The 19,706-nt window shown below is 65.5% G+C and carries 19 protein-coding genes; 5 read left to right on the forward strand and 14 right to left on the reverse strand.

Annotated features, from left to right (window positions below):
- Positions 1-7 precede the first annotated feature (7 nt).
- The 9 genes from B9N43_RS12515 to B9N43_RS12555 all read right to left on the reverse strand — a co-directional run bounded on the left by B9N43_RS12515 (position 8) and on the right by B9N43_RS12555 (position 9,559).
- Positions 8-1,372 carry a TrpB-like pyridoxal phosphate-dependent enzyme gene (locus B9N43_RS12515; RefSeq protein WP_145842510.1) on the reverse strand — a complete coding sequence of 455 codons (1,365 nt, stop codon included), beginning with the start codon at positions 1,370-1,372 and terminating at the stop codon, positions 8-10.
- Positions 1,373-1,416: 44 nt separating this feature from the next.
- On the reverse strand, positions 1,417-2,160 hold the full coding sequence (locus B9N43_RS12520; RefSeq protein ID WP_145842511.1) for a type III pantothenate kinase: 744 nt from the start codon (positions 2,158-2,160) through the stop codon (positions 1,417-1,419).
- The gene (locus B9N43_RS12525; RefSeq protein ID WP_222428726.1) at positions 2,157-2,972 is read right to left on the reverse strand and encodes a biotin--[acetyl-CoA-carboxylase] ligase; all 816 of its coding nucleotides are present in this window, start codon (positions 2,970-2,972) and stop codon (positions 2,157-2,159) included. Before B9N43_RS12525 ends, B9N43_RS12520 begins: the two co-directional genes overlap by 4 nt.
- A 9-nt stretch (positions 2,973-2,981) precedes the next feature.
- Complete coding sequence (locus B9N43_RS12530) at positions 2,982-3,431, reverse strand: acyl-CoA thioesterase (RefSeq protein WP_186453809.1); 450 nt, start codon at positions 3,429-3,431, stop codon at positions 2,982-2,984.
- 115 nt (positions 3,432-3,546) lie between these two features.
- Complete coding sequence (gene ntrC, locus B9N43_RS12535) at positions 3,547-4,956, reverse strand: nitrogen regulation protein NR(I) (RefSeq protein ID WP_145842513.1); 1,410 nt, start codon at positions 4,954-4,956, stop codon at positions 3,547-3,549.
- A 106-nt stretch (positions 4,957-5,062) separates the two neighbouring features.
- Positions 5,063-6,190: a nitrogen regulation protein NR(II) gene (gene glnL / locus B9N43_RS12540; protein WP_145842515.1), complete on the reverse strand. Its 1,128-nt coding sequence runs from the start codon at positions 6,188-6,190 to the stop codon at positions 5,063-5,065.
- A 37-nt stretch (positions 6,191-6,227) separates the two neighbouring features.
- Complete coding sequence (locus tag B9N43_RS12545; RefSeq protein WP_145842516.1) at positions 6,228-6,701, reverse strand: DUF4124 domain-containing protein; 474 nt, start codon at positions 6,699-6,701, stop codon at positions 6,228-6,230.
- A 101-nt stretch (positions 6,702-6,802) separates the two neighbouring features.
- Positions 6,803-8,215 (reverse strand): type I glutamate--ammonia ligase, encoded by a 1,413-nt coding sequence (gene glnA, locus B9N43_RS12550; protein WP_145842517.1) that lies wholly within the window; start codon positions 8,213-8,215, stop codon positions 6,803-6,805.
- 168 nt (positions 8,216-8,383) lie between these two features.
- Positions 8,384-9,559, reverse strand: a complete 1,176-nt coding sequence (locus B9N43_RS12555; protein WP_145842518.1) for a cation diffusion facilitator family transporter — start codon at positions 9,557-9,559, stop codon at positions 8,384-8,386.
- 58 nt (positions 9,560-9,617) lie between these two features.
- On the opposite strand from B9N43_RS12555, the gene B9N43_RS12560 reads away from it, so the two are divergent.
- Both B9N43_RS12560 and nadA read left to right on the forward strand, forming a co-directional pair.
- The gene (locus B9N43_RS12560) at positions 9,618-10,070 is read left to right on the forward strand and encodes a rhodanese-like domain-containing protein (protein WP_145843563.1); all 453 of its coding nucleotides are present in this window, start codon (positions 9,618-9,620) and stop codon (positions 10,068-10,070) included.
- Between the two features lie 42 nt (positions 10,071-10,112).
- Positions 10,113-11,210, forward strand: a complete 1,098-nt coding sequence (nadA, locus tag B9N43_RS12565) for a quinolinate synthase NadA (protein WP_145842519.1) — start codon at positions 10,113-10,115, stop codon at positions 11,208-11,210.
- 69 nt (positions 11,211-11,279) lie between these two features.
- Here nadA and B9N43_RS12570 read toward each other — a convergent pair whose 3' ends face one another.
- The 3 genes from B9N43_RS12570 to B9N43_RS12580 form a co-directional block, all read right to left on the reverse strand.
- Complete coding sequence (locus tag B9N43_RS12570; RefSeq protein WP_186453810.1) at positions 11,280-11,822, reverse strand: nuclear transport factor 2 family protein; 543 nt, start codon at positions 11,820-11,822, stop codon at positions 11,280-11,282.
- Between the two features lie 66 nt (positions 11,823-11,888).
- A complete protein-coding gene (locus tag B9N43_RS12575; RefSeq protein ID WP_145842521.1) occupies positions 11,889-12,410 on the reverse strand; it encodes a nuclear transport factor 2 family protein in 522 nt (173 codons plus the stop codon).
- A 140-nt stretch (positions 12,411-12,550) separates the two neighbouring features.
- Positions 12,551-13,423, reverse strand: coding sequence for a TIGR03619 family F420-dependent LLM class oxidoreductase (locus B9N43_RS12580; protein ID WP_145842522.1), 873 nt, complete (start codon positions 13,421-13,423; stop codon positions 12,551-12,553).
- A gap of 202 nt (positions 13,424-13,625) precedes the next feature.
- Between B9N43_RS12580 and B9N43_RS12585 the strand changes: the two genes are divergently transcribed.
- The gene (locus B9N43_RS12585; protein WP_145842523.1) at positions 13,626-14,318 is read left to right on the forward strand and encodes a phytochelatin synthase family protein; all 693 of its coding nucleotides are present in this window, start codon (positions 13,626-13,628) and stop codon (positions 14,316-14,318) included.
- Between the two features lie 74 nt (positions 14,319-14,392).
- Here B9N43_RS12585 and B9N43_RS12590 read toward each other — a convergent pair whose 3' ends face one another.
- On the reverse strand, positions 14,393-14,962 hold the full coding sequence (locus B9N43_RS12590; RefSeq protein WP_145842525.1) for a hypothetical protein: 570 nt from the start codon (positions 14,960-14,962) through the stop codon (positions 14,393-14,395).
- Positions 14,963-15,282: 320 nt separating this feature from the next.
- On the opposite strand from B9N43_RS12590, the gene B9N43_RS12595 reads away from it, so the two are divergent.
- Together B9N43_RS12595 and B9N43_RS12600 are read left to right on the forward strand one after the other, a co-directional pair.
- Entirely contained in the window at positions 15,283-16,440 is a 1,158-nt protein-coding gene (locus B9N43_RS12595) for an STY4528 family pathogenicity island replication protein (RefSeq protein WP_186453811.1), read from the forward strand.
- 602 nt (positions 16,441-17,042) lie between these two features.
- Positions 17,043-17,906: an integrase domain-containing protein gene (locus B9N43_RS12600; RefSeq protein WP_145842527.1), complete on the forward strand. Its 864-nt coding sequence runs from the start codon at positions 17,043-17,045 to the stop codon at positions 17,904-17,906.
- 49 nt (positions 17,907-17,955) lie between these two features.
- Here the strand turns inward: B9N43_RS12600 and B9N43_RS12605 are convergent, their stop codons facing one another.
- A complete protein-coding gene (locus B9N43_RS12605) occupies positions 17,956-19,671 on the reverse strand; it encodes a DUF262 domain-containing protein (RefSeq protein ID WP_145842528.1) in 1,716 nt (571 codons plus the stop codon).
- Positions 19,672-19,706 lie beyond the last annotated feature (35 nt).

Consider the following 19,706-nt stretch of genomic DNA (forward strand, 5'->3'; position numbering starts at 1 on the left):
CCCGGCCTCAGCCCACCTGCGGCAGGTGCTGCAAGGAGGCTTCCACCGCCTCGCGCGGATAGGCGTAGTCGTCCAGCTCCCCGGCGAAATACTTGTCGTAGGCGGCCATGTCGAAGTGGCCGTGGCCGGTGAGATTGAACAGGATCACCTTGGGCTCGCCGGTCGCCTTGCACTTCAGGGCCTCGTCGATCGCGGCGCGGATCGCGTGGCAGGATTCGGGTGCGGGAATCACGCCTTCGGCCCGCGAGAAGGTGATGCCGGCCTCGAAGGTGGCCAGTTGCGGCACGGCCACCGCCTCCACCTGGCCCTCGTGGAAGAGCTGCGAGACCAGCGGCGAATCGCCGTGGTAGCGCAGGCCGCCGGCGTGGATGCCGGGCGGCATGAAGTCGTGGCCGAGGGTGTACATCTTCATCAGCGGCGTGAAGCCGGAGGCGTCGCCGTAGTCGTAGGCGTAGGCGCCGTGGGTCAGGGTCGGGCAGGAGGTGGGTTCGACCGCCACGCAGCGCAGGTTCTGGGCGCGTTTCTCGCCGGCCGCCTTGTCGGCGAGGAAGGGGAAGGCGATGCCGCCGAAGCTGGAGCCGCCGCCGCAGGGGCCCAGGATCACGTCCGGGTAGAGGCCGATCTTCTCGAACTGCTTCTTCGCCTCCAGGCCGATGATGCTCTGGTGCAGCAGCACGTGGTTCAGCACCGAGCCCAGGGTGTAGTTGGTGTCGGCGCGGCCGGCGGCTTCCTCCACGGCCTCGGAGATCGCCAGGCCCAGCGAGCCGGGATTGTTGGGATCCTTGGCCAGGGCGTCGCGGCCGGTCTGAGTCAGCTCCGAGGGGCTGGCATAGACCTCGGCGCCCCAGGTCTGCATCATGGAACGGCGGAAGGGCTTCTGCTGATAGCTGACGTTCACCATGTAGACCCGCACGGGGAGGCCGAACATCTGGCCGGCGAAGGCGATCGACGACCCCCACTGGCCGGCGCCGGTCTCGGTGGTGAGCCGCTTGATGCCCGCCTGCTTGTTGTAGAAGGCCTGGGGCACGGCGGAATTGGGCTTGTGGGAGCCGGCCGGCGAGCAGCCCTCGAACTTGTAGAAGATCTTCGCCGGGGTGCCCAGGGCCTGCTCCAGGCGCACGGCGCGCACCAAGGGACTGGGACGCCAGAGGCGGTAGATTTCGCGCACTTCCTGGGGGATGGCGATCCAGCGCTCGGCGCTCATCTCCTGTTCCAGGATGGCGCCGGGGAAAATGGCCATCATGCGTTCCGGCGCCACGGGTTTGCCGTCGGGTCCCAGGGGCGGCGCGGGAGGATTCTTCATATCCGCCACCACGTTGTACCAGTGGGTGGGGATGTCGTTCTGTTCCAGGTCGATGCGGGTCGCTTCCATGGGGTCCTCGGGAAAATGCGTCGATCAAAACACCGAATTGTGCCTCAGGACGCCAGGGCGAGGTGGGCCAGACCCTCCAGCGCCAGGTTGTCCACCCGCCGCAGGGGAAGCTCGAGGTGGGGCGCCAGCGCCTCGGCCGCGCCGCCGGAGAGCAGGCACGCGGGGACCGGGCCGGCAGTCATCTGGGCCAGATGGGCGTACATGCGGCCGATCGCGCCCAGCGTCGCGTGCAGCGCGCCGCTGCTGATCGCGTCCTGCGTGTTGCGCGGCAGCATCCGGTAATGGCCGGGCTGCGGCGGCAGTTGCGCGGTGTTCCGGGCCAGCGCGCTGCGCATCAGATCGAGGCCGGGCAGGATCAGCCCGCCCTGGAAGCCGCCGCCGGCGTCCAGCACGTCGATGGTGGTGGCGGTGCCGGCGCTCAGCACCAGGCAGGCGTCCTGCTGCAGATGCCAGGCGCCGATCAGGGCGGCCCAGCGGTCGGCGCCCAGTTGCGCCGGCTGTTCGTAATGGTTGGTCACGCCGCAGCAATGGGGGCTGGCCTGCAACCATTGGACGGACCGCCCCAGGCCCCGCTCGATGGCGGCGGCGACCGCCGGCCCGGCCACGTTGACGCCCAGCACGCGGGTGACCGCGGCCATGCGGTCGGCGGGCAGGTGCGCCGCCAGTTCTGCGACGGTTGCCGTGGTCAGCGTGGCCGTCGTGGCGAAGGCGCCGCGTGCGCACCAGTCCGAACCCTCCCGCAGGCCCCATTTGATGCGGGTGTTGCCGCAGTCGAGACAAAGAATCATGAGGCGCCGTCCCCCGGTTCCGCCGGCCGCAGGCTGACGTCGCCGGCCAGGATGCGGCGCGGGCCGGTGGCCGACGCCAGCAGCAGCGCGCCATCCTCGTCCACCCCCAGGCAGCGGCCCTCGGCGACCTCGCCGCCGCTGATCCGCACCGGCAGCCCCTGCCAGGCATGGCGCGCCAGCCACGCCTCGCGCAGGGCCGCGAAGCCGCCGTCGGCGTATTCGTCCAGGGTCGTCACCAGCGCCGCCAAGAGCGCCGCCAACACTGTTTCGCGGCTGGGCGCCTGCGGTCCGAGGGGCAGGGCCTGCCCCAGCGCGGCCGCCGCCACTTCCGGCGGCAGGTCGGCCGGCAGGCGCAGATTGAGGCCGATGCCGATCACCGCGCTGCGCACCTCTCCCGCCTGTAGTTCGACCAGGACGCCGGCGAGCTTCCGTCCCCGCAGCAGCAGATCGTTGGGCCACTTCAGGCCGACCTCCCGCACGTCCAGGGCCTCCAGGCCGCGCGCCAGCGCCAGGCCGACGGCCAGCGACAGGGCGGCCGGCGCCGGGGAAGCGGGGGGGAAGCGCCACAGCAGGGAAAAGGTCAGGCTGTCGCCCGGCGCCGAGACCCACTGGCGCCCGCGCCGTCCCCGGCCCGCCGTCTGTTTATCCGCCACCAGCACGGTGCCGGAAGGCGCACCGGCCTGGGCTCGCTCCAGCAGCCGGGTATTGGTGGAGTCGCATTCCGCCACGGCGTCGATGTCGAGGCGGCAGGCGGCGGTGCCCAGCGCGGCGGCGGTGGCGGCGATGTCGAAAGTGCTGTCCATCATCTGCATGGCCGCCGCTTATCCCGTCGGCGCCAGCCGCAGCGCCCGGGATTCCAGTTGCGCGCGCAGTTCGGCCGGCAGCGGCGCCGGCTTGCCGGCGACCAGATGGACCTTCACCACGTCGGCCAGGCCGATGCAGCGTTCGTCCTGGAACAGGGCCATCGCCAGATCGAAGGAACTGCGGCCGAGACGGGCGATGCCGGCCCGGACTTCCAGCGGTGTCGGGTAGCGGGCCTCGTGCAGGTAGTCGTAACTGGCGCGGGCCACCAGCAGGCGGAACTCCCGGGCACGGAACAGAAAGTCCTCGCCGAGGACTTCCATCAGGAAGCGCACCCGCGCCTCCTCGTAGTACTCGGCGACGGCGAGGTTGTTGATGTGCTTGACGATGTCCATGTCGGCGAAGCGCGGCTCCACCGTCATCGCGAAAGGATAGGCGCCCGCTGCCAGGCGCCGGGGGTCGAATTTCATGGGAACGGTCGGGAGAGTCGATAGTTGGCGTGAAATTGCGAATTGAAACGGTTGACCAAACATCCGAGCGTAGCGAGCCTCTCCCGTACGGTTTCCGGCTTGGCCAGCTTGAGGATTATCCCTGATCCGCGTCGTCGGCGTGATCCAGGTCGAGTTCGTGGATCTTGCGGGTGATGGTGTTGCGGCCGATGCCCAGCAAATGGGCGGCCTCGATGCGCCGTCCGCCGGTGGCGGCCAGCGCGCGCCGGATCAGCGTGCCCTCGAAGGCGCGGGTCAGGCGATCGAAGACTTCGCCGGGGCGGGCGGCGATCAGGCGGTCGGCTTCTCCCGAGAGCGCTTCCAGCCAGTCCATGGGGCCGCTGCTGGCGGTCTGTTCGCGCATCTCGCCAGGCAGGTCGGCCACGTCCACGGCCTGGCCCGGTGCCATTACCGTCAGCCAGTGGCAGAGGTTTTCCAGCTGGCGCACATTGCCCGGGAACTCCAGGTTCTGCAGGTGGCGCAGGGCGGCGTCGGTCAGGCGTTTGGAGTCGACGCCCAGTTCCTTGGCGCTGTGGGCAAGGAAATGCCGCGCCAGCAGCGGAATGTCCTCGCGCCGCTCGCGCAGCGGCGGCAGCCGCAGGCGGATCACGTTGAGGCGATGGAACAGGTCTTCGCGGAACAGGCCTTCCTTGACCCGCGCCTCCAGATGCTGGTGGGTCGCGGTGATGACCCGGACGTTGGCCTTGACCGGCGACTGGCCGCCGACCCGGTAGAAGTGGCCGTCGGAGAGCACGCGCAGGAGCCGCGTCTGCAGTTCGGCGGGCATGTCGCCGATTTCGTCGAGGAACAGGGTGCCGCCCTCGGCCTGCTCGAAGCGCCCGCGGCGTTGGGCGGCGGCGCCGGTGAAGGCACCCTTCTCATGGCCGAAGAGCTCGGACTCCAGCAGGTCGCGGGGAATCGCCGCGGTGTTGATGGCGATGAACGGCGCGTCCCGGCGCGGACTGTGGCGGTGCAGGGCGCGGGCCACCAGTTCCTTGCCGGTGCCCGACTCGCCGTTGATCAGCACCGTGGCATGGGACTGGGCCAGGCGGCCGATGGCGCGGAACACCTCCTGCATGGCCGGCGCCTGGCCGAGGATTTCGGGCACCAGTTCGGTGGTGATGGAGGCACCAACGTGGTGCGTCGACTCGTCGATGGCCCGCCGCACCAAGGCCACCGCCTGGTCCACGTCGAAAGGCTTGGGCAGGTATTCGTAGGCGCCGCCCTGGAAGGCCGCCACGGCGGAATCCAGGTCGGAGTAGGCGGTCATGATGATCACCGGCAGCTCGGGCCAGCGCGCCTTCACCTGACGCAGCAGTTCCAGGCCGCTCGGGCCGGGCATGCGCACGTCGGAGACCAGGACCCGCGGCCGTTCGCCGGCCTCCAGGGCGGCCAGGGCCTCGGTGGCGGTGGCGAAGCTCTGGTGGGGAATGTCCTCCCGTCCCAGGGCCTTTTCGAAGACCCAGCGGATGGAACGGTCGTCATCGACAATCCAGACCGGTTTCATGGGCGCATACCGTAAGAAATCGAACGGTATTGCCACGAAGCGCCCCGTGACATCGAGTGCAGCGAGCCGATTCGAACCCCCCGCGAGGGGGGGGAAGGGGGGAGTTTCATGAATGCTTACCTGTTAATTCGTTGCGGTCGGCCGCCAGCGGCAGCAGGATGCGAAAGCTGGTACGGCCGGGGCGCGATTCGACCTCGATGCTGCCGTGGTGCTGCTGGATGAAGCTCTGCGCCAGCGCCAGTCCCAGGCCGCTGCCGCCCTCGCGGCCGGAAACCAGGGGATAGAAGATCTTGTCCTGCATCTCTTCGGGGATACCGGGGCCGTTGTCGATCACCTGCAATTCGAGTGCCAAGGGATAGCGTTTCTTCGCCAGCGTGACCTGGCGCGCCGCGCGGGTGCGGAAAACGATCTCGCCGCCTTCGACATGGTGATCGGGAGGCATGCTCACAATCGCCTGGGCGGCATTGCGGGCGATATTGAGAATGGCCTGGATCAGCTGCTCGGGATCGCCGGTCAGTTGCGGCAGCGAGGTGTCGTAGTCGCGGCGCACGCGTACCCCGGCGAATTCGGCATGGATCAGGCGCAGCACCCGCTCCAGGATCTCGTGGATGCCCAGTGGCGCCGGCTGCATCGCGCGGTGGGAGGAGAGCAGGCGCTGCATCAGGTCCTGCAGGCGATCCGCCTCGCTGATGATGACCTCGGTGTATTCCCTGAGCGTCGGCGCGTTGGGCAGATTGGCCAGTTCCCGTTCCAGCAGCTGGGCCGAGCCGCGAATGCCGCCCAGGGGGTTCTTGATCTCGTGGGCCAGGTTGCGGATCAGTTCCCGCGTGGCCTGCTGCTGCACCGCCTCGCGTTCCTCGCGCGCGGCTTTCAATTGCTGGTCGATGGGACGGAATTCCAGCAGCAGGCGGGTGCCGGCGGTGTGTACCGGGGTCACGGTGCAGTCCAGGTGCAGCGCCGGCCGCTCGCCGCGCGCGACCTCGATGTTGTGGCCGGTGTAGCTCCAGTTGTTGCCCAGGGCATTGTCCAGCGCCGAGCGCAGCGTCGGCGAATGGCCCAGCAACTGTTCCAGCGGACGCCCCAGCCAGCTGCGCTGACTGGCGGCGAAGAGATTTTCCGCCGCCGGATTGAGATGGCGAATGCGTTGCTGGTCGTCGAGCAGGATCACCGCGGAGGAGAGCAGGTCGAGGCCGCCGAAGGCGCCTTGCGACGAGGAGGTGTCGGGGGCGTTCATGCCGATCGATGCAGCAAGAATTGCACCCGTGACACCTCTATCTCAGATTGGACATCTCGCGCCGCAGGGCCTCGAGATTGCGCTCGTGGAGCGCGATGCGATCCCGGTAGGGGCGCATCTGGTCGGGACCGGTGCGCTGCACCTCCTGTTCGGCCAGCGCGCGCCGGGCTTCCTCGAGGTTCCTCCGCTCCGCCATCTGCTCCTGGTCCAGGATGTGGCGGCGATCGGTGTCGCGGCGCTGCTGAGCGTCCATGCTGACGCGGGGGAAGTCCGTCGGCGAAGGGCTGGCGGCAACGCCGCGGGGGCGGCCGGCGGCTGTACTCGGGGCCTTGGCGGCCGGCGGCGTCTCGCGGGAGAGGACGGTGCAGCGCTGGGCGGCGGGTTTGGTGTTGGTGTAGGTGGTGCGACCGTCGCCATCGCTGCATTTATACAGCGTGTTGGCCTGAGCGTCGGCCAACGGCGCGGCCAAGGCGGCCAGGCCGAGCAGAGCGGGCAGGAGCAGTCCTTTCATGGGCATCGAGGAAAGAATCGCGGATGGGGAGAGTGTAGGGGATTTGCCCCAAACAAAAAAGGACGGGTCGCCCCGTCCTTTCCATGGCGAACCCGAAGGGCTCAGATCGAGTAGTACATGTCGAACTCGACCGGGTGGGTGGTCATGCGGAAACGCGTGACTTCCTCCATCTTCAGTTCGATGAAGCTGTCCACCCACTCGTTGGAGAACACGCCGCCACGGGTCAGGAACTCGCGATCCTTGTCCAGGTACTCCAGGGCCTGCTCCAGGCTGGAGCAGACGGTCGGGATCTTGGCGTCTTCCTCGGGGGGCAGGTCGTAGAGGTTCTTGTCGGCGGGGTCGCCGGGGTGGATCTTGTTCTGCACGCCGTCCAGGCCCGCCATCATCAGCGCGGCGAAGCACAGGTAGGGGTTGGCGCCCGGATCGGGGAAACGGGTCTCGATGCGGCGGGCCTTGTCGCTGTTGACGAAGGGGATGCGGATCGAGGCGGAACGGTTCTTGGCCGAGTAGGCGAGCTTCACCGGGGCCTCGAAGCCGGGCACCAGGCGCTTGTAGGAGTTGGTCAGCGGGTTGGTGATGGCGTTGAGCGCGCGCGCGTGCTTGATGATGCCGCCGATGTAGTACAGGGCGAACTCGGACATGCCGGCGTAGCCGTTGCCGGCGAACAGGTTCTTGCCATCCTTCCAGATCGACTGGTGCACGTGCATGCCGGAGCCGTTGTCGCCGACGATGGGCTTGGGCATGAAGGTGGCGGTCTTGCCGTACTGGTGGGCGACGTTGTGGACGATGTACTTCAGCACCTGGGTCTGGTCGGCGCGCTTCACCAGGGTGTTGAACACCGTACCGATCTCGTTCTGGCCGGCGGTGGCCACTTCATGGTGATGCACCTCGACGGGGCAGCCGCAGGCTTCCAGGGCCAGCACCATCTGGGCGCGGATGTCGTTGAAGGAGTCGACCGGAGGCACGGGGAAGTAGCCGCCCTTGACCGAGGGGCGGTGGCCGGTGTTGCCGCCGTCGAACCTCTCGGAGGAGGACCAGGCCGCTTCCTCGGAGCGGATCTTGACGTGGGCGCCGGACATGTCCACGCCCCACTCGATGGAGTCGAAAATGAAGAATTCGGGCTCGGGGCCGAAATAGGCGGTGTCGCCGATGCCGGAGGACTTCAGGTAGGCCTCGGCGCGCTTGGCGATGGAACGCGGGTCGCGGTCGTAGCCCTTGCCGTCGGAAGGCTCCACCACGTCGCAGGTCAGCACCAGGGTGGTTTCGTCGAAGAAGGGGTCGATGTAGGCGGTGCCGGCATCCGGCATCAGCAGCATGTCGGAGGCCTGGATGCCCTTCCAGCCGGCGATGGAGGAGCCGTCGAAGGCGTGGCCGTCCTCGAACTTGTCCAGGCTGAAGGCGGAAACGGGCACGCCGACGTGCTGCTCCTTGCCGCGGGTGTCGGTGAAGCGGAAGTCGACGAATTTGACTTCCTGCTCCTTGATGAGCTTCATCACATTCTGAGGCGTGGTCATGAGGGACTCTCCTAACGATTCAATGCGTGCGGGAATTCGCTACCGCGGCGAGTTAGCAGTATCTGTGCCAAACGCCAATCCGGGGGCGGCCATTGTGCCACAAGGGTCGATGCCTGAGATGGGCGCCATCCGTCGCACTTTATTGGTGCGTTGGATGCGGCTGATGCACTATTCCGGTGCAACCCGGCAACTCAGCCTCACCGCGCTGAACCAGGTGTCGCCCGGCAGGCGTTGCGCCAGGCAGCGACCGATGCGGGCCAGGTGTTCCGGATCGGCCATGAGCTCGGCGGGCAGGACGACTTCCGCTTCCACCTTGCGTCCCAGGTAATGCAGCGTGATGTCCTCGAATGGAGGCGGCGCATCTCCCAGCAAGTGGCGCAGATGGCGCACCAGTGCATCCCGTTCGGGCAGCCCCATGGCGCGCTGGCTGGAATCCACGTCGTCCTCCGCATCCACGTGCACCAGCACGTCGAGAACCTCGGGGTGGGCCTTGAGCAAGCGTCGCCGGGCCAGTTCGCCGATCAGGTGGCCTTCGGAGACGCTGACCCGCGGGCTGACCTGGATGTGGGCGTCGACCAGCACGTGGTGCGCCATGCGCCGCGTGCGCAGGTCGTGGAGCCCCAGCACGCCCGGTGCGGTGCGCAGGGTTTCATGGATGCGCTGCACTTCCTCGGCGGAGAGTCCGGTGTCGATCAGTTCGTTGATGGCCTCCCAGGCGAAGCGCACGCCGGCCTTGACGATCATCGCCCCGACGATGATGGCCGCCACGCCGTCGGCGAAGCCGACGCCCAGCACGCTGCCGGCGATGCCGACCGCCACCACCAGCGAGGACAACGCGTCGGCCCGGGCGTGCCAGGCGTTGGCCATCAGCATCGGCGAGCGCAGGCGCTCGGCGACGGTCAGCATGTAGCGGAACAGCCCTTCCTTGCCGACCAGGGTGGCGATTGCGGCCCAGAAGGCGGCGATGCCCACCGGCGGCAGGGTGGCGAGATTCTCCAGGCGGCCGGCGGCGGCGAGCAGGATGCCGATGCCGGTGGCCGACAGCAGCAGTCCCAGCATCAGAGAGGCGAGGGTTTCGTAGCGATGGTGGCCGTAGGGGTGCTGCGCGTCGGCGGCCTCGGCGCCCTTGCGGTTGGCGATCAGCACGAAGACGTCCGCCACCACGTCGGACAGAGTGTGCATCGCGTCGGCGATCAGGCTCTGCGAATGGGCCGCGAGCCCCACCACGACCTGCATCGCGGTGAGCGCGATATTGACCGCCACGCTGACCCAGGTGATGCGCTGGCCCTGCCGCAGGCGTTCGGCGTCTTCGATCGGGGCGTGGAGATGAGGTGCTGAGGCCATGGACTCTGACTTATACTTGGCGATCCCGATTCTAGCCTGCCTCGTCGGCCCCGCCGCCATGTCCCGCTTCAACGAAATCCTCACCCTGGCCCAGGAGCGCGCCCGCCACCTGAATCTGTCCTACGAAGGGGCGCTGACCCCCCGCGAAGCCCACGAGCTGCTGCAACTGCTGCCCAATGCGCGGCTGGTGGATGTGCGCACCCGCGCCGAATGGGACTGGGTGGGCCGCGTGCCGAACGCCATCGAGATCGAGTGGCTGAGCTATCCGGGCAACACGCCCAATCCCCATTTCGTCCAGGAACTGAAACAGGCGCTCAGCACCGAGTCCCTGCTGCTGTTCATGTGCCGTTCCGGCGGCCGCTCCAATGCCGCGGCCTGCGCCGCGAGCGAAGCCGGCTTCCCCGATTGCTACAACGTGCTCGAAGGCTTCGAGGGCGACAAGGATGCCAGCGGTCACCGCAACGCCCTGGGCGGCTGGCGCTTCCACGGCCTGCCCTGGATCCAGAGCTAACCTCCTCTTCTTCCGTTTCCACCGTTTTCCGGAGTACCGGCGATGCAAGTCGCAGCCATCGATTTCAACCGTTTCAACGTCCTGGCCGACGAGGAGGCTCAGGAGCGCATCCGCGCCGCCCGCGCCAAACTCGGCAAGAAGGCCGTTCTGTTGTGTCATCACTATCAGCGCAGCGACGTCTACCAGCATGCCGACCTGACCGGCGACTCGCTCAAGCTGTCGCGCCTGGCGGGCCAGTCCGACGCCGAGTTCATCGTCTTCTGCGGCGTGCATTTCATGGCCGAGGTGGCGGACATCATGTCCAAGCCCGATCAGATCTCGATCCTCCCCGACCTCGCCGCCGGCTGCTCGATGGCCGACATGGCGAACCTGGCCAAGGTGGAGCGCTGCTGGCGCGAGCTGGGCGAGGTGCTGAATCCCGACGAGGCGGTGACGCCGGTCACCTACATCAACTCCGCCGCCGACCTGAAGGCCTTCTGCGGCGAGCACGGCGGCATCGTGTGCACCTCCAGCAACGCGCCGAAGATCCTCGAATGGTCGTTCGCCCAGCGCGAGAAGGTGCTGTTCTTCCCCGACCAGCACCTGGGTCGCTGGAGCGGCTACAAGATGGGCCTGCCGATGGAGAGCATGGTGGTCTGGGACCCGGACCTGGAAATGGGGGGGCTCACGCCCGAGCAGATCCGCGAGGCGAAGATCCTGCTCTGGAAGGGCCACTGCTCGGTGCATCAGATGTTCCAGCCCAGCCACATCCAGAAATTCCGCGCCCAGTATCCGGACGGCATCGTCATCTCCCACCCCGAATGCGCGTTCGAGGTCTGCCGCCAGTCGGACTACGTGGGCAGCACCGAGTACATCCTCAACACCGTGAAGGCCGGCGCGCCCAACACCCGCTGGCTGGTGGGCACCGAGCTGAACCTGGTGGATCGGCTGGCCGGCGAGGTGAAGCACGAGGGCAAGATCGTGCAGTTCATGGCGCCCACCGTCTGCATGTGCTCCACCATGCAGCGCATCGATCCGCAGCACCTGGCCTGGACCCTGGAGAACCTGGCGGAGGGCAAGGTGGTGAACCAGATCAAGGTGCCGGCCCACGAAGCGGTCCTGGCCAAGATCGCGCTGGACCGGATGCTGGCCGTCTCCTGAGGGCCGCTGCGGTCGGCAGCGCAACGGCGTGACCTTGCGGCACGCCGTTCGTTTTTGTTGGCGCGGGAACTACTTCTTGTCCGACCTGCTGGGGGCCGGCCGCCCCGTCCTGCCCAGCATGTGCACCGTCAGGCCGGGCGGCTCGACGGGCTGCTCCAGGATCTCGTAGATGCGCTCGTAGGTGCTCTCGACGATCTGCCAGCGGCCCTCCCCATTCTTCCGGTATTTGTCGCGATAGAGGGCGGTGCCGGTCGTGCAGGCCTTGAACTTCATGTTCCAGAAGATGTCGTGCAGATACCAGATGCCGGTGGCCTCGGTCTCGCTCTGCACGGTGATCTCCGGATGGTGGCCGTTGTGCTGGGCCACCGTCATCGTGTTGAAGTTCTTGGCCAGGGTCTCGACGTATTCGTCGCGGCCGTCGAGGGTCCATTCGTAGGTACCGCCGATGAAATGCACCCGCACGTCCGGGTGGAGCAGTTCCTTCAGTTCCGCCATGTTGGCGGTGTCCACGCAGCGGAAATACTTGTGCTTCACGTTGCGGATGGCCTCGATATCCTTGAGGATCTGGATATCCCGTTCGAGTTGCGCCAGCTCCTGGCTCAGGTCGGTCATGTCGTTGACTCCGGAAAAGTAAAACCGGCGCTCGCGGCGCCGGCTCATGGTGGACGGATTCGGGTCCTACGGCAGCTTGCGGCCGGTCTTGCCCAGCAAATGCACCGTCAGGTTCTGCGGCAGGATGTCGGTGTCGACGATCTCGTAGATGCGCTCGTAGCTCGACTCGATGATCTGCCAGCGGCCGTCGGTCTTGAGGTATTTGTCCTGGTAGAGCGCCGTGCCGTTGGTGCGCTTCTTCTCGTTCATGTTCCAGAAGATGTCGTGCAGATACCAGGTGCCGACGGCCTCGGTCTCGCTCAGGATCTCGATTTCCGGGTGGTGGCCGTTGTGCTGGCCCACCGCCTCGGAGTGGAAGCCGTTGGCGATGGCCTCGAGGTATTCGTCGCGGCCGTTGAGCACCCATTCATAGGTGCCGCCCTTGAAATGCACTTTCACGTCCGGGTGGAACAGCTCCTTCAGTTCCGCCATGTTGGCGGTGTCCACGCAGCGGAAGTAGGCGTGCTTGACGTTGCGGACGGCCTCGGTGTCCTTGAGGACCTGAACGTCGTGCTTGAGTTGGGCCAGTTCCTGGGCGATGTCGGTCATGTTCGTATGTCTCCTCCGATGGATTCTGGGAAGCCGCGCGGGCGGCGAACGTCAGTTATAGCCGTCCGCCCGACAAAAAAATCGCTCAAAACGGAAGTCGGATTTGTCGCCCAGCGCTTTTCGCGGCCGCTACCGGGCCGTCACTTCATTTTGGCGATGACCTCGTCGCCGAAGCGGCGGATGGCATCCAGGCGCCCCTGCAGGTCCAGCTTCGGATTGGTCACGTCCCAGGGAATGAGGCCGGCGTCGGTGACGCCGATTTCCGCCAGGCGCTGGAAATCGGGAATGGTGCGGGAAGAGAACTCCAGACCGTGGATCTGGAAGTCTGCGCGGTTGCGGGTGCCGAACTCGTCCCGGTACTGATTCAGTTCGACGATCAACCGCTTCAGGGTGTCGAAGTCGGTGTTGGCGGAGACCCAGCCGTCGCCGACGCGGGCCGCCCGCTTCAGCGCCACCTTGGCATGGCCGCCGATCAGGATCGGGATCGGCTGGGTGGGCACGGGGTTCATCTTCAGCGGACCGAAATCGTAGTTCTCGCTGTGGAACTCGAAATACTCGCCGGTCATGCAGCCGCGGATGATCTCGATGCATTCGTCCATCAGCTTGCCGCGCTTTTCGAAATCCACCCCGTTGTAGGTGAAATCCTCCTTCCAGGGCGAGAGGCCGGCGCCCAGCATCAGGCGGTTGTTGGACACCACCGCCAGCGAGGTGAGCAGCTTGGCCAGCAACAGCGGCTGGCGCACCGGCACCTTCATCACGCCCGGGTACATCTTGATGTTCTTGGTCACCGCCGCCATCGTCGCCATCGAGATGAAGGGCTCGATGAAGGGCGTGCCGCCGATGTACTGGCGGATGGTCTCGGTGTCCGCATAGGGGTAATCGGACTCCGTCAGCTTGGGGAAGAACAGGCTGTCGGGCATGGACACGCTGCTCCAGCCCGCTTCGTCCGCCGCCTGGGCCAAGGCGACATATTCGCTATAGTGGCTGAAGCCGAGTTCAAGTACGAAACGCATGAAATCATTCTCCTGGATTTATTGTTCTGGATCGGGCGCCAAAGGGTCGCAAAGGGCGCTGCCGGTCGGCGATGTTGGCGCAAACGCGGAGCGATCATAGCAAACTCCCCTACCCCCTTTGGGAACTAGGACACGTTGCATAAATGCGCCAGTGCCTTGTTCTGTCTGATAATTCGGTCATTTCCCGGAGGAGTCATCCGTCATGAAAGCACTGCTCATCGGCGTTCTGTTGTTCTGGCTGGCCGGCGCCCAGGCGGTCGAGCCGCTCTACCTGGACAGCCCGGCCGGGGCCGAGCGACTGCTGGGCGCCAGCCAGCGCGAGTCCTATTTCGCCCTCCAGGCCAATCTGGAAAGTCAGCAGAACCTGGCCTACTGCGGCCCGGCCAGCATCGCCGCGGTGCTCAACAGCCTCGGCCTGCCGCGCCCTGTGGACGAGCGCCGCCAGCCCTTCGCCTACTTCACCCAGGACAACATCTTCACCGCGGCCAGCCGGCAGGTGAAAAGCGCGGCCGAGGTCGGCCGTCGCGGCATGACCCTGGCCGAGATGGTGGACTTTCTGCGGGCGCTGGGCGTCAAGGCGACCGCCCATCCCGCCGACACCCTGGATCTGCCGCGCCTGCGCGCCCTGGTCCAGGACGCCCTGGCGTCGCCGCAGCGCCGGGTCATCGTCAATTACGACCGCCAGGCGCTGGGGCAGATCGGGGCCGGCCATCAGTCGCCGCTGGGGGCCTACGACGCCGCCAGCGATTCGGTGCTGATCCTGGATGTCGCCAAGTTCAAGTATCCGCCCACCTGGATCGGCCTGGCCGACCTGCTGCGCGCGATGGATACCGTGGACCCGGACTCCGGCCGGTGTCGGGGCCTGGTGGTGGTCGAGAAACGGGATGCGCCATGATGGTCCGCCGCGCTCGATATCACGGGGAGCGCTGTAGCAACACCGAGAGATTGCGGCTGGCGCCGCGTGGCGGTCTATTTCTGCGGTTCGGCGGAGGAGGCCGGCCGGGGGAGGGCGGCCGGCGGGATGCGGGCGATCATGCCGACCGTTTTCGCCGCGTCGAGAATGGCGTTGGTGTCAGCGCGGCAGGTGTAGCGGTTTCTCGTATCGGCCACCATGCTGCCCCGCGAAACGCCGCCCCACAGCGCGGCCATCAGGCCGCCGGGGTCCATGTCGCAGGCCAGGAAGGCGCTGGCGCAGGGCTGCCGGAAGTCTTCCCGCTCGCGCGTCGGACAGTGGACGTCCTCACCCTCCTTGAGCTTGGGCATCGACAGCACGCGCACCGTTCCGTCCGGACGCAGGCGCAGCACCTCCTCGTTTGGCGCGGACTTCTCCACCCTGCCCGCCGCGCCTTTGCCGACCAGTTGCCACTGGCCCTGGCGGCGGGCGATCAGCCAGTCGCTTTGGGAAGGATCGCCCTGCACCTCGGCTTGCTTTGGCGCATTGCCGGTCGCCCAGTCCTTCAGCGCCGTCAACTGGGCGCAGCCGGCCAGGCACAGGACGGAAAGCAGGGCCAGCGTCAAAGCGGGGTGGTGGTATCGCATGCGACCTCCACAGGACAGGTAGCGGGAGAGGGTCAGACGTTGATCACACGTTTAAACGTTGATCGGTCGGCAAAGGCCTGTGAATGCTAGGTTTCGCGGGGAAATCGGGTCGCGGCCTTTGCGGGAATCGCTGGAAGTACCCCCAGTTGTACCCCCATAGAGGTATCGGGATGATAGATCAGTCTGGATGCCGGTGCCAGCGCTGCGCCTGCCAAATAAAACGAGTATGGCGCAGACCGCATTGTTGGCTGACGCATGGAACGGTACGCGATGAGATGCAGGGGAACGGGCCGCTGTGGCCCAGACCCTGGAGAACTCTCATGGCAGACCATCACACCCGCCACAACCCACTGGGGCAAGACGCCCTGTTCGCCACGCCGGCATCGCTCATGCTCGATGCTCGCCTCACGCCGCTGGAGCGCAATGGCTGGCAGGTGCTGCGGATGCTGCGCTCTGCGGAGGGTATCAGCCCGCTGGCGAATCTGGGGCAGTTGCGCCGCTATCTCACCTCCACCCCGCTGGGGCAGCGGGCCGGGTACGAGACGGCCCGGCGCGTTCTCGTCGTGCTTCGGCTGACGGGGTGGATCAGTCTGGTGGGCCAGCAGCGCGATCCTCTGACCGGCCATGTGCTCAGCGAGCTGTATCAGGTTCAAGAAAGCGCCCTGCACTTCCAGCAGGCCTGCGCGCTCGATGCCAGTCTGCCCGCGCTTCTGCAAGCCTCCATCGGCCACGAAAACAACCAGGTAGATCGGGTGGCCGTCCACATTCAGGCAACGCTGGCACAGGCACATGAAGCCGCCTCCATTGCGCCCCACGATCAGCTCGGCGATGACGATGATTTGCCCCCCACGCCGCCGTCGCCGGCGAGCGAGGCAGCCGACCCACCGCCATTGTCTGGCGATTCCGCTGGCAGCACGCTTGTTCCGCAACAGACCGAACACGCTCGCCACATGACGGCTGAGCAGGGCAGTACGTATAAGACGTATATGTATAAAAAAGAACGTACGTACCGCGTGCGCGAAGACGACGGCGATTCGGCATCGGAGTCGGTGAGCTTGCCGCCTTGCCTGAGCCATGCCCAGGCAGATCAGCAAAAGGACGTGCAGGCCGCCTTGCGGCGGCTGCCGCCGCACCATCGCCAGGAAGTGCTCGACGAGTTGCAGGCACGCAGCCAAAGTGGCACCGTGCGCAATGTCGTGGCCTACTTCTTCGCCTTGGTGAAGCGCGTCTTTGCGGGTGAGTTCCGTCTGTGGGCAGGTCGTAAGGAGACATCTGCCGCCCCACGGCCTGCCGAAAATCGGCCTGCTGGTGTGCCACGCACCGAACACCGCCCAGAACCGACTGCGCCACCGGCATCGCGTGAAACCGCCCTGGCGCACATCGCCAACATCCGCAAGATGCTGAATGCCCCGACGAACGCTGGGGACATCGCAGCACAGGCAATGCAGGCCAGGGGATGGCAGCCGCATCCTGCGTAGTAAATGCTGCCGCGAAACGGGGCGTCACTGCACGCCGCAGTGACGCCCCCGCTCACGCTAGCAACAATGCGGGCGAATACCGAATCCTATTACGTGCGGCAGACATGATGATGGCCGCCCTACACTGACCGGGCAGTCGCCACGACCGATGGGCTTCGTACATCGGCACCCTCAACAGCGCAGATTCCTGCAAACGCTGGCCCGACAGGGTGGAGTCATCCCAGGTATGCCCAGGCTCCGACCGCATACCGGCCCTACCCAAGGGCGGAGCCTTCTTCGTCCGCTTTAAATCATCCCTACCGCACCGCCTGGCGCACTGTCCTTTACGGCAATGGCCTGTGCGCAACGCACAGGGTTCCCGCTGCATTTCTTATCCCACTCACTTCATAGGAGGACTCGTCCACATTCGCATCACTTTCGTCTTGTAGTACCTCCGTCCGGGCTTCCAGCAGGGGGCAAGACGGACGCCTCATTCGAGGCTCTGGTGTCTCCTGAACACCATGCCCTTGCCCTCACGGGATCTCGCCTTGGCGAGCTGGCACCAACACTAACCACTGAATTTCAGGACAACGCAACACGACGCTTTGCTTGGAGGCAGGACGATGGACGACTTGACCTACACCCTGCGACAGCTCTGCCAGCGCAACCGTGACGGCAGCTACAACACACAGGCTGACCGGGTGCGTTCTCTCGCACTGGCTGCGCGGCAACTGCGCGAGGCCGGTTTCCGGCAGATGAAGGCTTCGTCGCTCAAGGGCAAGCACGTCCAGGCGCTGCTGGAACGCTGGCAGGGCGAAGGCTTGTCGTCCGGCACCATCAAGAATCGGCTTTCTCATCTGCGCTGGTGGGCCGAGAAGATCGGCAAGTCGGGCATCTTGCCGACGAAGAACATGCAGCTTGGCGTGGCCGAGCGCCGCTATGTGACCAACGTCAGCAAGGCCAGGGAACTGTGCACAGGTCTTGAACAGATCACCGATGTCCACGTGCGCATGAGCCTTCAGCTACAGGCCGCCTTCGGATTGCGTCGAGAGGAAGCGATCAAGTTCCAGCCCAGTTACGCAGATCGGGGCGACCACATCGCCCTCAAGGGATCGTGGACCAAGGGCGGTCGGGAGCGAACTGTGCCCATCACCACGACAGAGCAACGCGACGCGCTCTACGCAGCACACCGCTTGGCGGGCACAGGATCACTGATCCCGGCAGACAAGACCTACATCCAGCAGCGGCACGTCTACGATGGGCAATGCAAGGCGGCGGGTCTGAGTCATATGCATGGACTTCGCCATCAGTACGCGCAAAGCCGTTATGAGACGTTGACGGGAAGGCCGCCGCCAGCAGCAGGTGGACCATTAGTCACGGAGTTAAGTCCAACGCAGCGCATAGAAGACCGCCATGCTCGTCAGACCATCAGCCGTGAGTTGGGACACGGGCGCGTTCAAATCACTGCCATCTACCTCGGTAGCTAGGTCAGGTAGTATGAGGCCCTCTGGCCTACGTACACAGCCGTCCACCGGCTCAATCTGCTGGCCCAACAAACGTATTCAGCGCCGTTGCAATCCTCTTGCGTCGCTCAAGCAAGAAAGCCTTGTAGCTTTCCACTTCCAGCAGCGATGCCTCAACCGGGATGCACTGTGCTGCGAACGCTGGCTCGCCAAGCTGGTCCACCAGCGGGGGCAGGTAAACCGCCGGGGCCTTGTCGCTGATCGCGCGATTCGTCTTGCCGCCGATGAAGGCCAGATTGGCGATGTCATCCGCCTCGCGGGCAGTGAAGCTGGTCTTCAGTACGGCTTTGGGAAAGATGTGATGGAACTGCAAGCGATGCTGGGCGCCCGAATGATCCAGAGCAATGGCCAGATGGCTGCGCCAATCTTTCGCACCGGCAGCGCGGAAAGCCAGGAACATGGTCTTGAACAGCGCGCTGCGCTGGTTGCGGCCTTCCAGCTCCTCCGCGGTAATGTCCAGGCGGCCGAACTGCAGGCGCAGCCGGTCGATCAGCTCGCTCACCGCTCCGCCCTGACGAATATTTGCCAAATCCTGATCCAGAATGGTTTCGCTGGAGCCTCGGGAGAAGCGGCCTTTGGCATTGGCCATCAACGCCCAATAGCGCAGGTGGCGGGCCTCATCGTTGCTCAGCGCATAGTTGCGGCTGTGTCCGAAATACGCCAGCACCACCAGCAGGAAAGGCGACGACAACAGTGCCGGGCTATCGATGCCAAGATTGCTGCGCAGGAAGTTGAGCCCGAATTCCATGCCATCGCAGGCTTCTTTCCATGCCTTCTGCAGCTTCTCCACATTCAGGCTACCCACGATCTGGAAACGTGATTGACCGGTGGCAAACGCCATCAGATTCTTCAAGTGCAAACCGAGATCAAGGTCAAAGCCCGTCTTGGCGCATGCCTTCTGGAAATCCTGGAACGTCTGCAGCGAGTGCCGCCACTTGGCGGTGATCTGAGCCAGAGCCAGGTCGGAACTGCGCAGCTTGGCTCCCAGTGAATTGACCCGGACGAAGATTTCCGTGACCTCATCGTAGGAAAGCGTGCGTTCCAGCACGTCCATCCGATAAACGTACTTGCGGATGCCACGTAGCCGGGCCAGGCGCTGGCTGTACTTCTCGTACCGCGGATCGTCAAAACCACTGATACCGGCGCGTTTGAGGAAAGGCGCATCGTTGTCGGTCTTGAATACTTCCGACACTTTCACCCAATGCGGCAACTGCTCCAGCTTCCTCGTGGCCACCACGAAAGTCATCTTGTTGAAGCGCTTGAGCAGTTCGTCCTCGGTCGAGTCCGTCTCATCGCCAATCAGTTCGCCATCATCGTCGGCATCGTCCTCGTCGTCGCCGTTCTCTTCCACTTCGGTCACGACCGCCAACTGATCGGGATGTTCCAAGTTGAACAGCAAGTCGATAGGCCGACGACGGCCGCGCACCGATACTGGCTCGCCGCGAATGACGGCAGAGAGCGATGTCAGACGCTGCTGACCATCCAGCAGAAGCCGCGTGCTCTGGTAAGGATTCGTGCTTTGGCTGACCGCGAAATCCTGCAGCGGCACAGCTTCATCCGTTTCCCAAAGCAGGATTGCGCCCGAAGGGTAGCCGCGATACAGCGAATCCAGTAGATCGCGCACTCGCGTAGAACGCCACACGTACTGGCGCTGCATCTCCGGCAAGCGCAGCTCGCCGCGCTCGATCATGGATACCAGTTCTTCAACGCTTGCTTCGGCCTTGGCCATGGTTATTCCTTATTGCGTCATCTGAGGTGAGCAAG

Source organism: Denitratisoma sp. DHT3, assembly GCF_007833355.1.
Lineage (GTDB): Bacteria > Pseudomonadota > Gammaproteobacteria > Burkholderiales > Rhodocyclaceae > Denitratisoma.

Coding starts and splice junctions, on each gene's coding strand:
- B9N43_RS12515 (WP_145842510.1), bottom strand. CDS start 1,372: ATGGAAGCGACCCGCATCGACCTGGAACAGAACGACATCCCCACCCAC.
- B9N43_RS12520 (WP_145842511.1), bottom strand. CDS start 2,160: ATGATTCTTTGTCTCGACTGCGGCAACACCCGCATCAAATGGGGCCTG.
- B9N43_RS12525 (WP_222428726.1), bottom strand. CDS start 2,972: ATGCAGATGATGGACAGCACTTTCGACATCGCCGCCACCGCCGCCGCG.
- B9N43_RS12530 (WP_186453809.1), bottom strand. CDS start 3,431: ATGAAATTCGACCCCCGGCGCCTGGCAGCGGGCGCCTATCCTTTCGCG.
- ntrC (WP_145842513.1), bottom strand. CDS start 4,956: ATGAAACCGGTCTGGATTGTCGATGACGACCGTTCCATCCGCTGGGTC.
- glnL (WP_145842515.1), bottom strand. CDS start 6,190: ATGAACGCCCCCGACACCTCCTCGTCGCAAGGCGCCTTCGGCGGCCTC.
- B9N43_RS12545 (WP_145842516.1), bottom strand. CDS start 6,701: ATGAAAGGACTGCTCCTGCCCGCTCTGCTCGGCCTGGCCGCCTTGGCC.
- glnA (WP_145842517.1), bottom strand. CDS start 8,215: ATGACCACGCCTCAGAATGTGATGAAGCTCATCAAGGAGCAGGAAGTC.
- B9N43_RS12555 (WP_145842518.1), bottom strand. CDS start 9,559: ATGGCCTCAGCACCTCATCTCCACGCCCCGATCGAAGACGCCGAACGC.
- B9N43_RS12560 (WP_145843563.1), top strand. CDS start 9,618: ATGTCCCGCTTCAACGAAATCCTCACCCTGGCCCAGGAGCGCGCCCGC.
- nadA (WP_145842519.1), top strand. CDS start 10,113: ATGCAAGTCGCAGCCATCGATTTCAACCGTTTCAACGTCCTGGCCGAC.
- B9N43_RS12570 (WP_186453810.1), bottom strand. CDS start 11,822: ATGACCGACCTGAGCCAGGAGCTGGCGCAACTCGAACGGGATATCCAG.
- B9N43_RS12575 (WP_145842521.1), bottom strand. CDS start 12,410: ATGACCGACATCGCCCAGGAACTGGCCCAACTCAAGCACGACGTTCAG.
- B9N43_RS12580 (WP_145842522.1), bottom strand. CDS start 13,423: ATGCGTTTCGTACTTGAACTCGGCTTCAGCCACTATAGCGAATATGTC.
- B9N43_RS12585 (WP_145842523.1), top strand. CDS start 13,626: ATGAAAGCACTGCTCATCGGCGTTCTGTTGTTCTGGCTGGCCGGCGCC.
- B9N43_RS12590 (WP_145842525.1), bottom strand. CDS start 14,962: ATGCGATACCACCACCCCGCTTTGACGCTGGCCCTGCTTTCCGTCCTG.
- B9N43_RS12595 (WP_186453811.1), top strand. CDS start 15,283: ATGGCAGACCATCACACCCGCCACAACCCACTGGGGCAAGACGCCCTG.
- B9N43_RS12600 (WP_145842527.1), top strand. CDS start 17,043: ATGGACGACTTGACCTACACCCTGCGACAGCTCTGCCAGCGCAACCGT.
- B9N43_RS12605 (WP_145842528.1), bottom strand. CDS start 19,671: ATGGCCAAGGCCGAAGCAAGCGTTGAAGAACTGGTATCCATGATCGAG.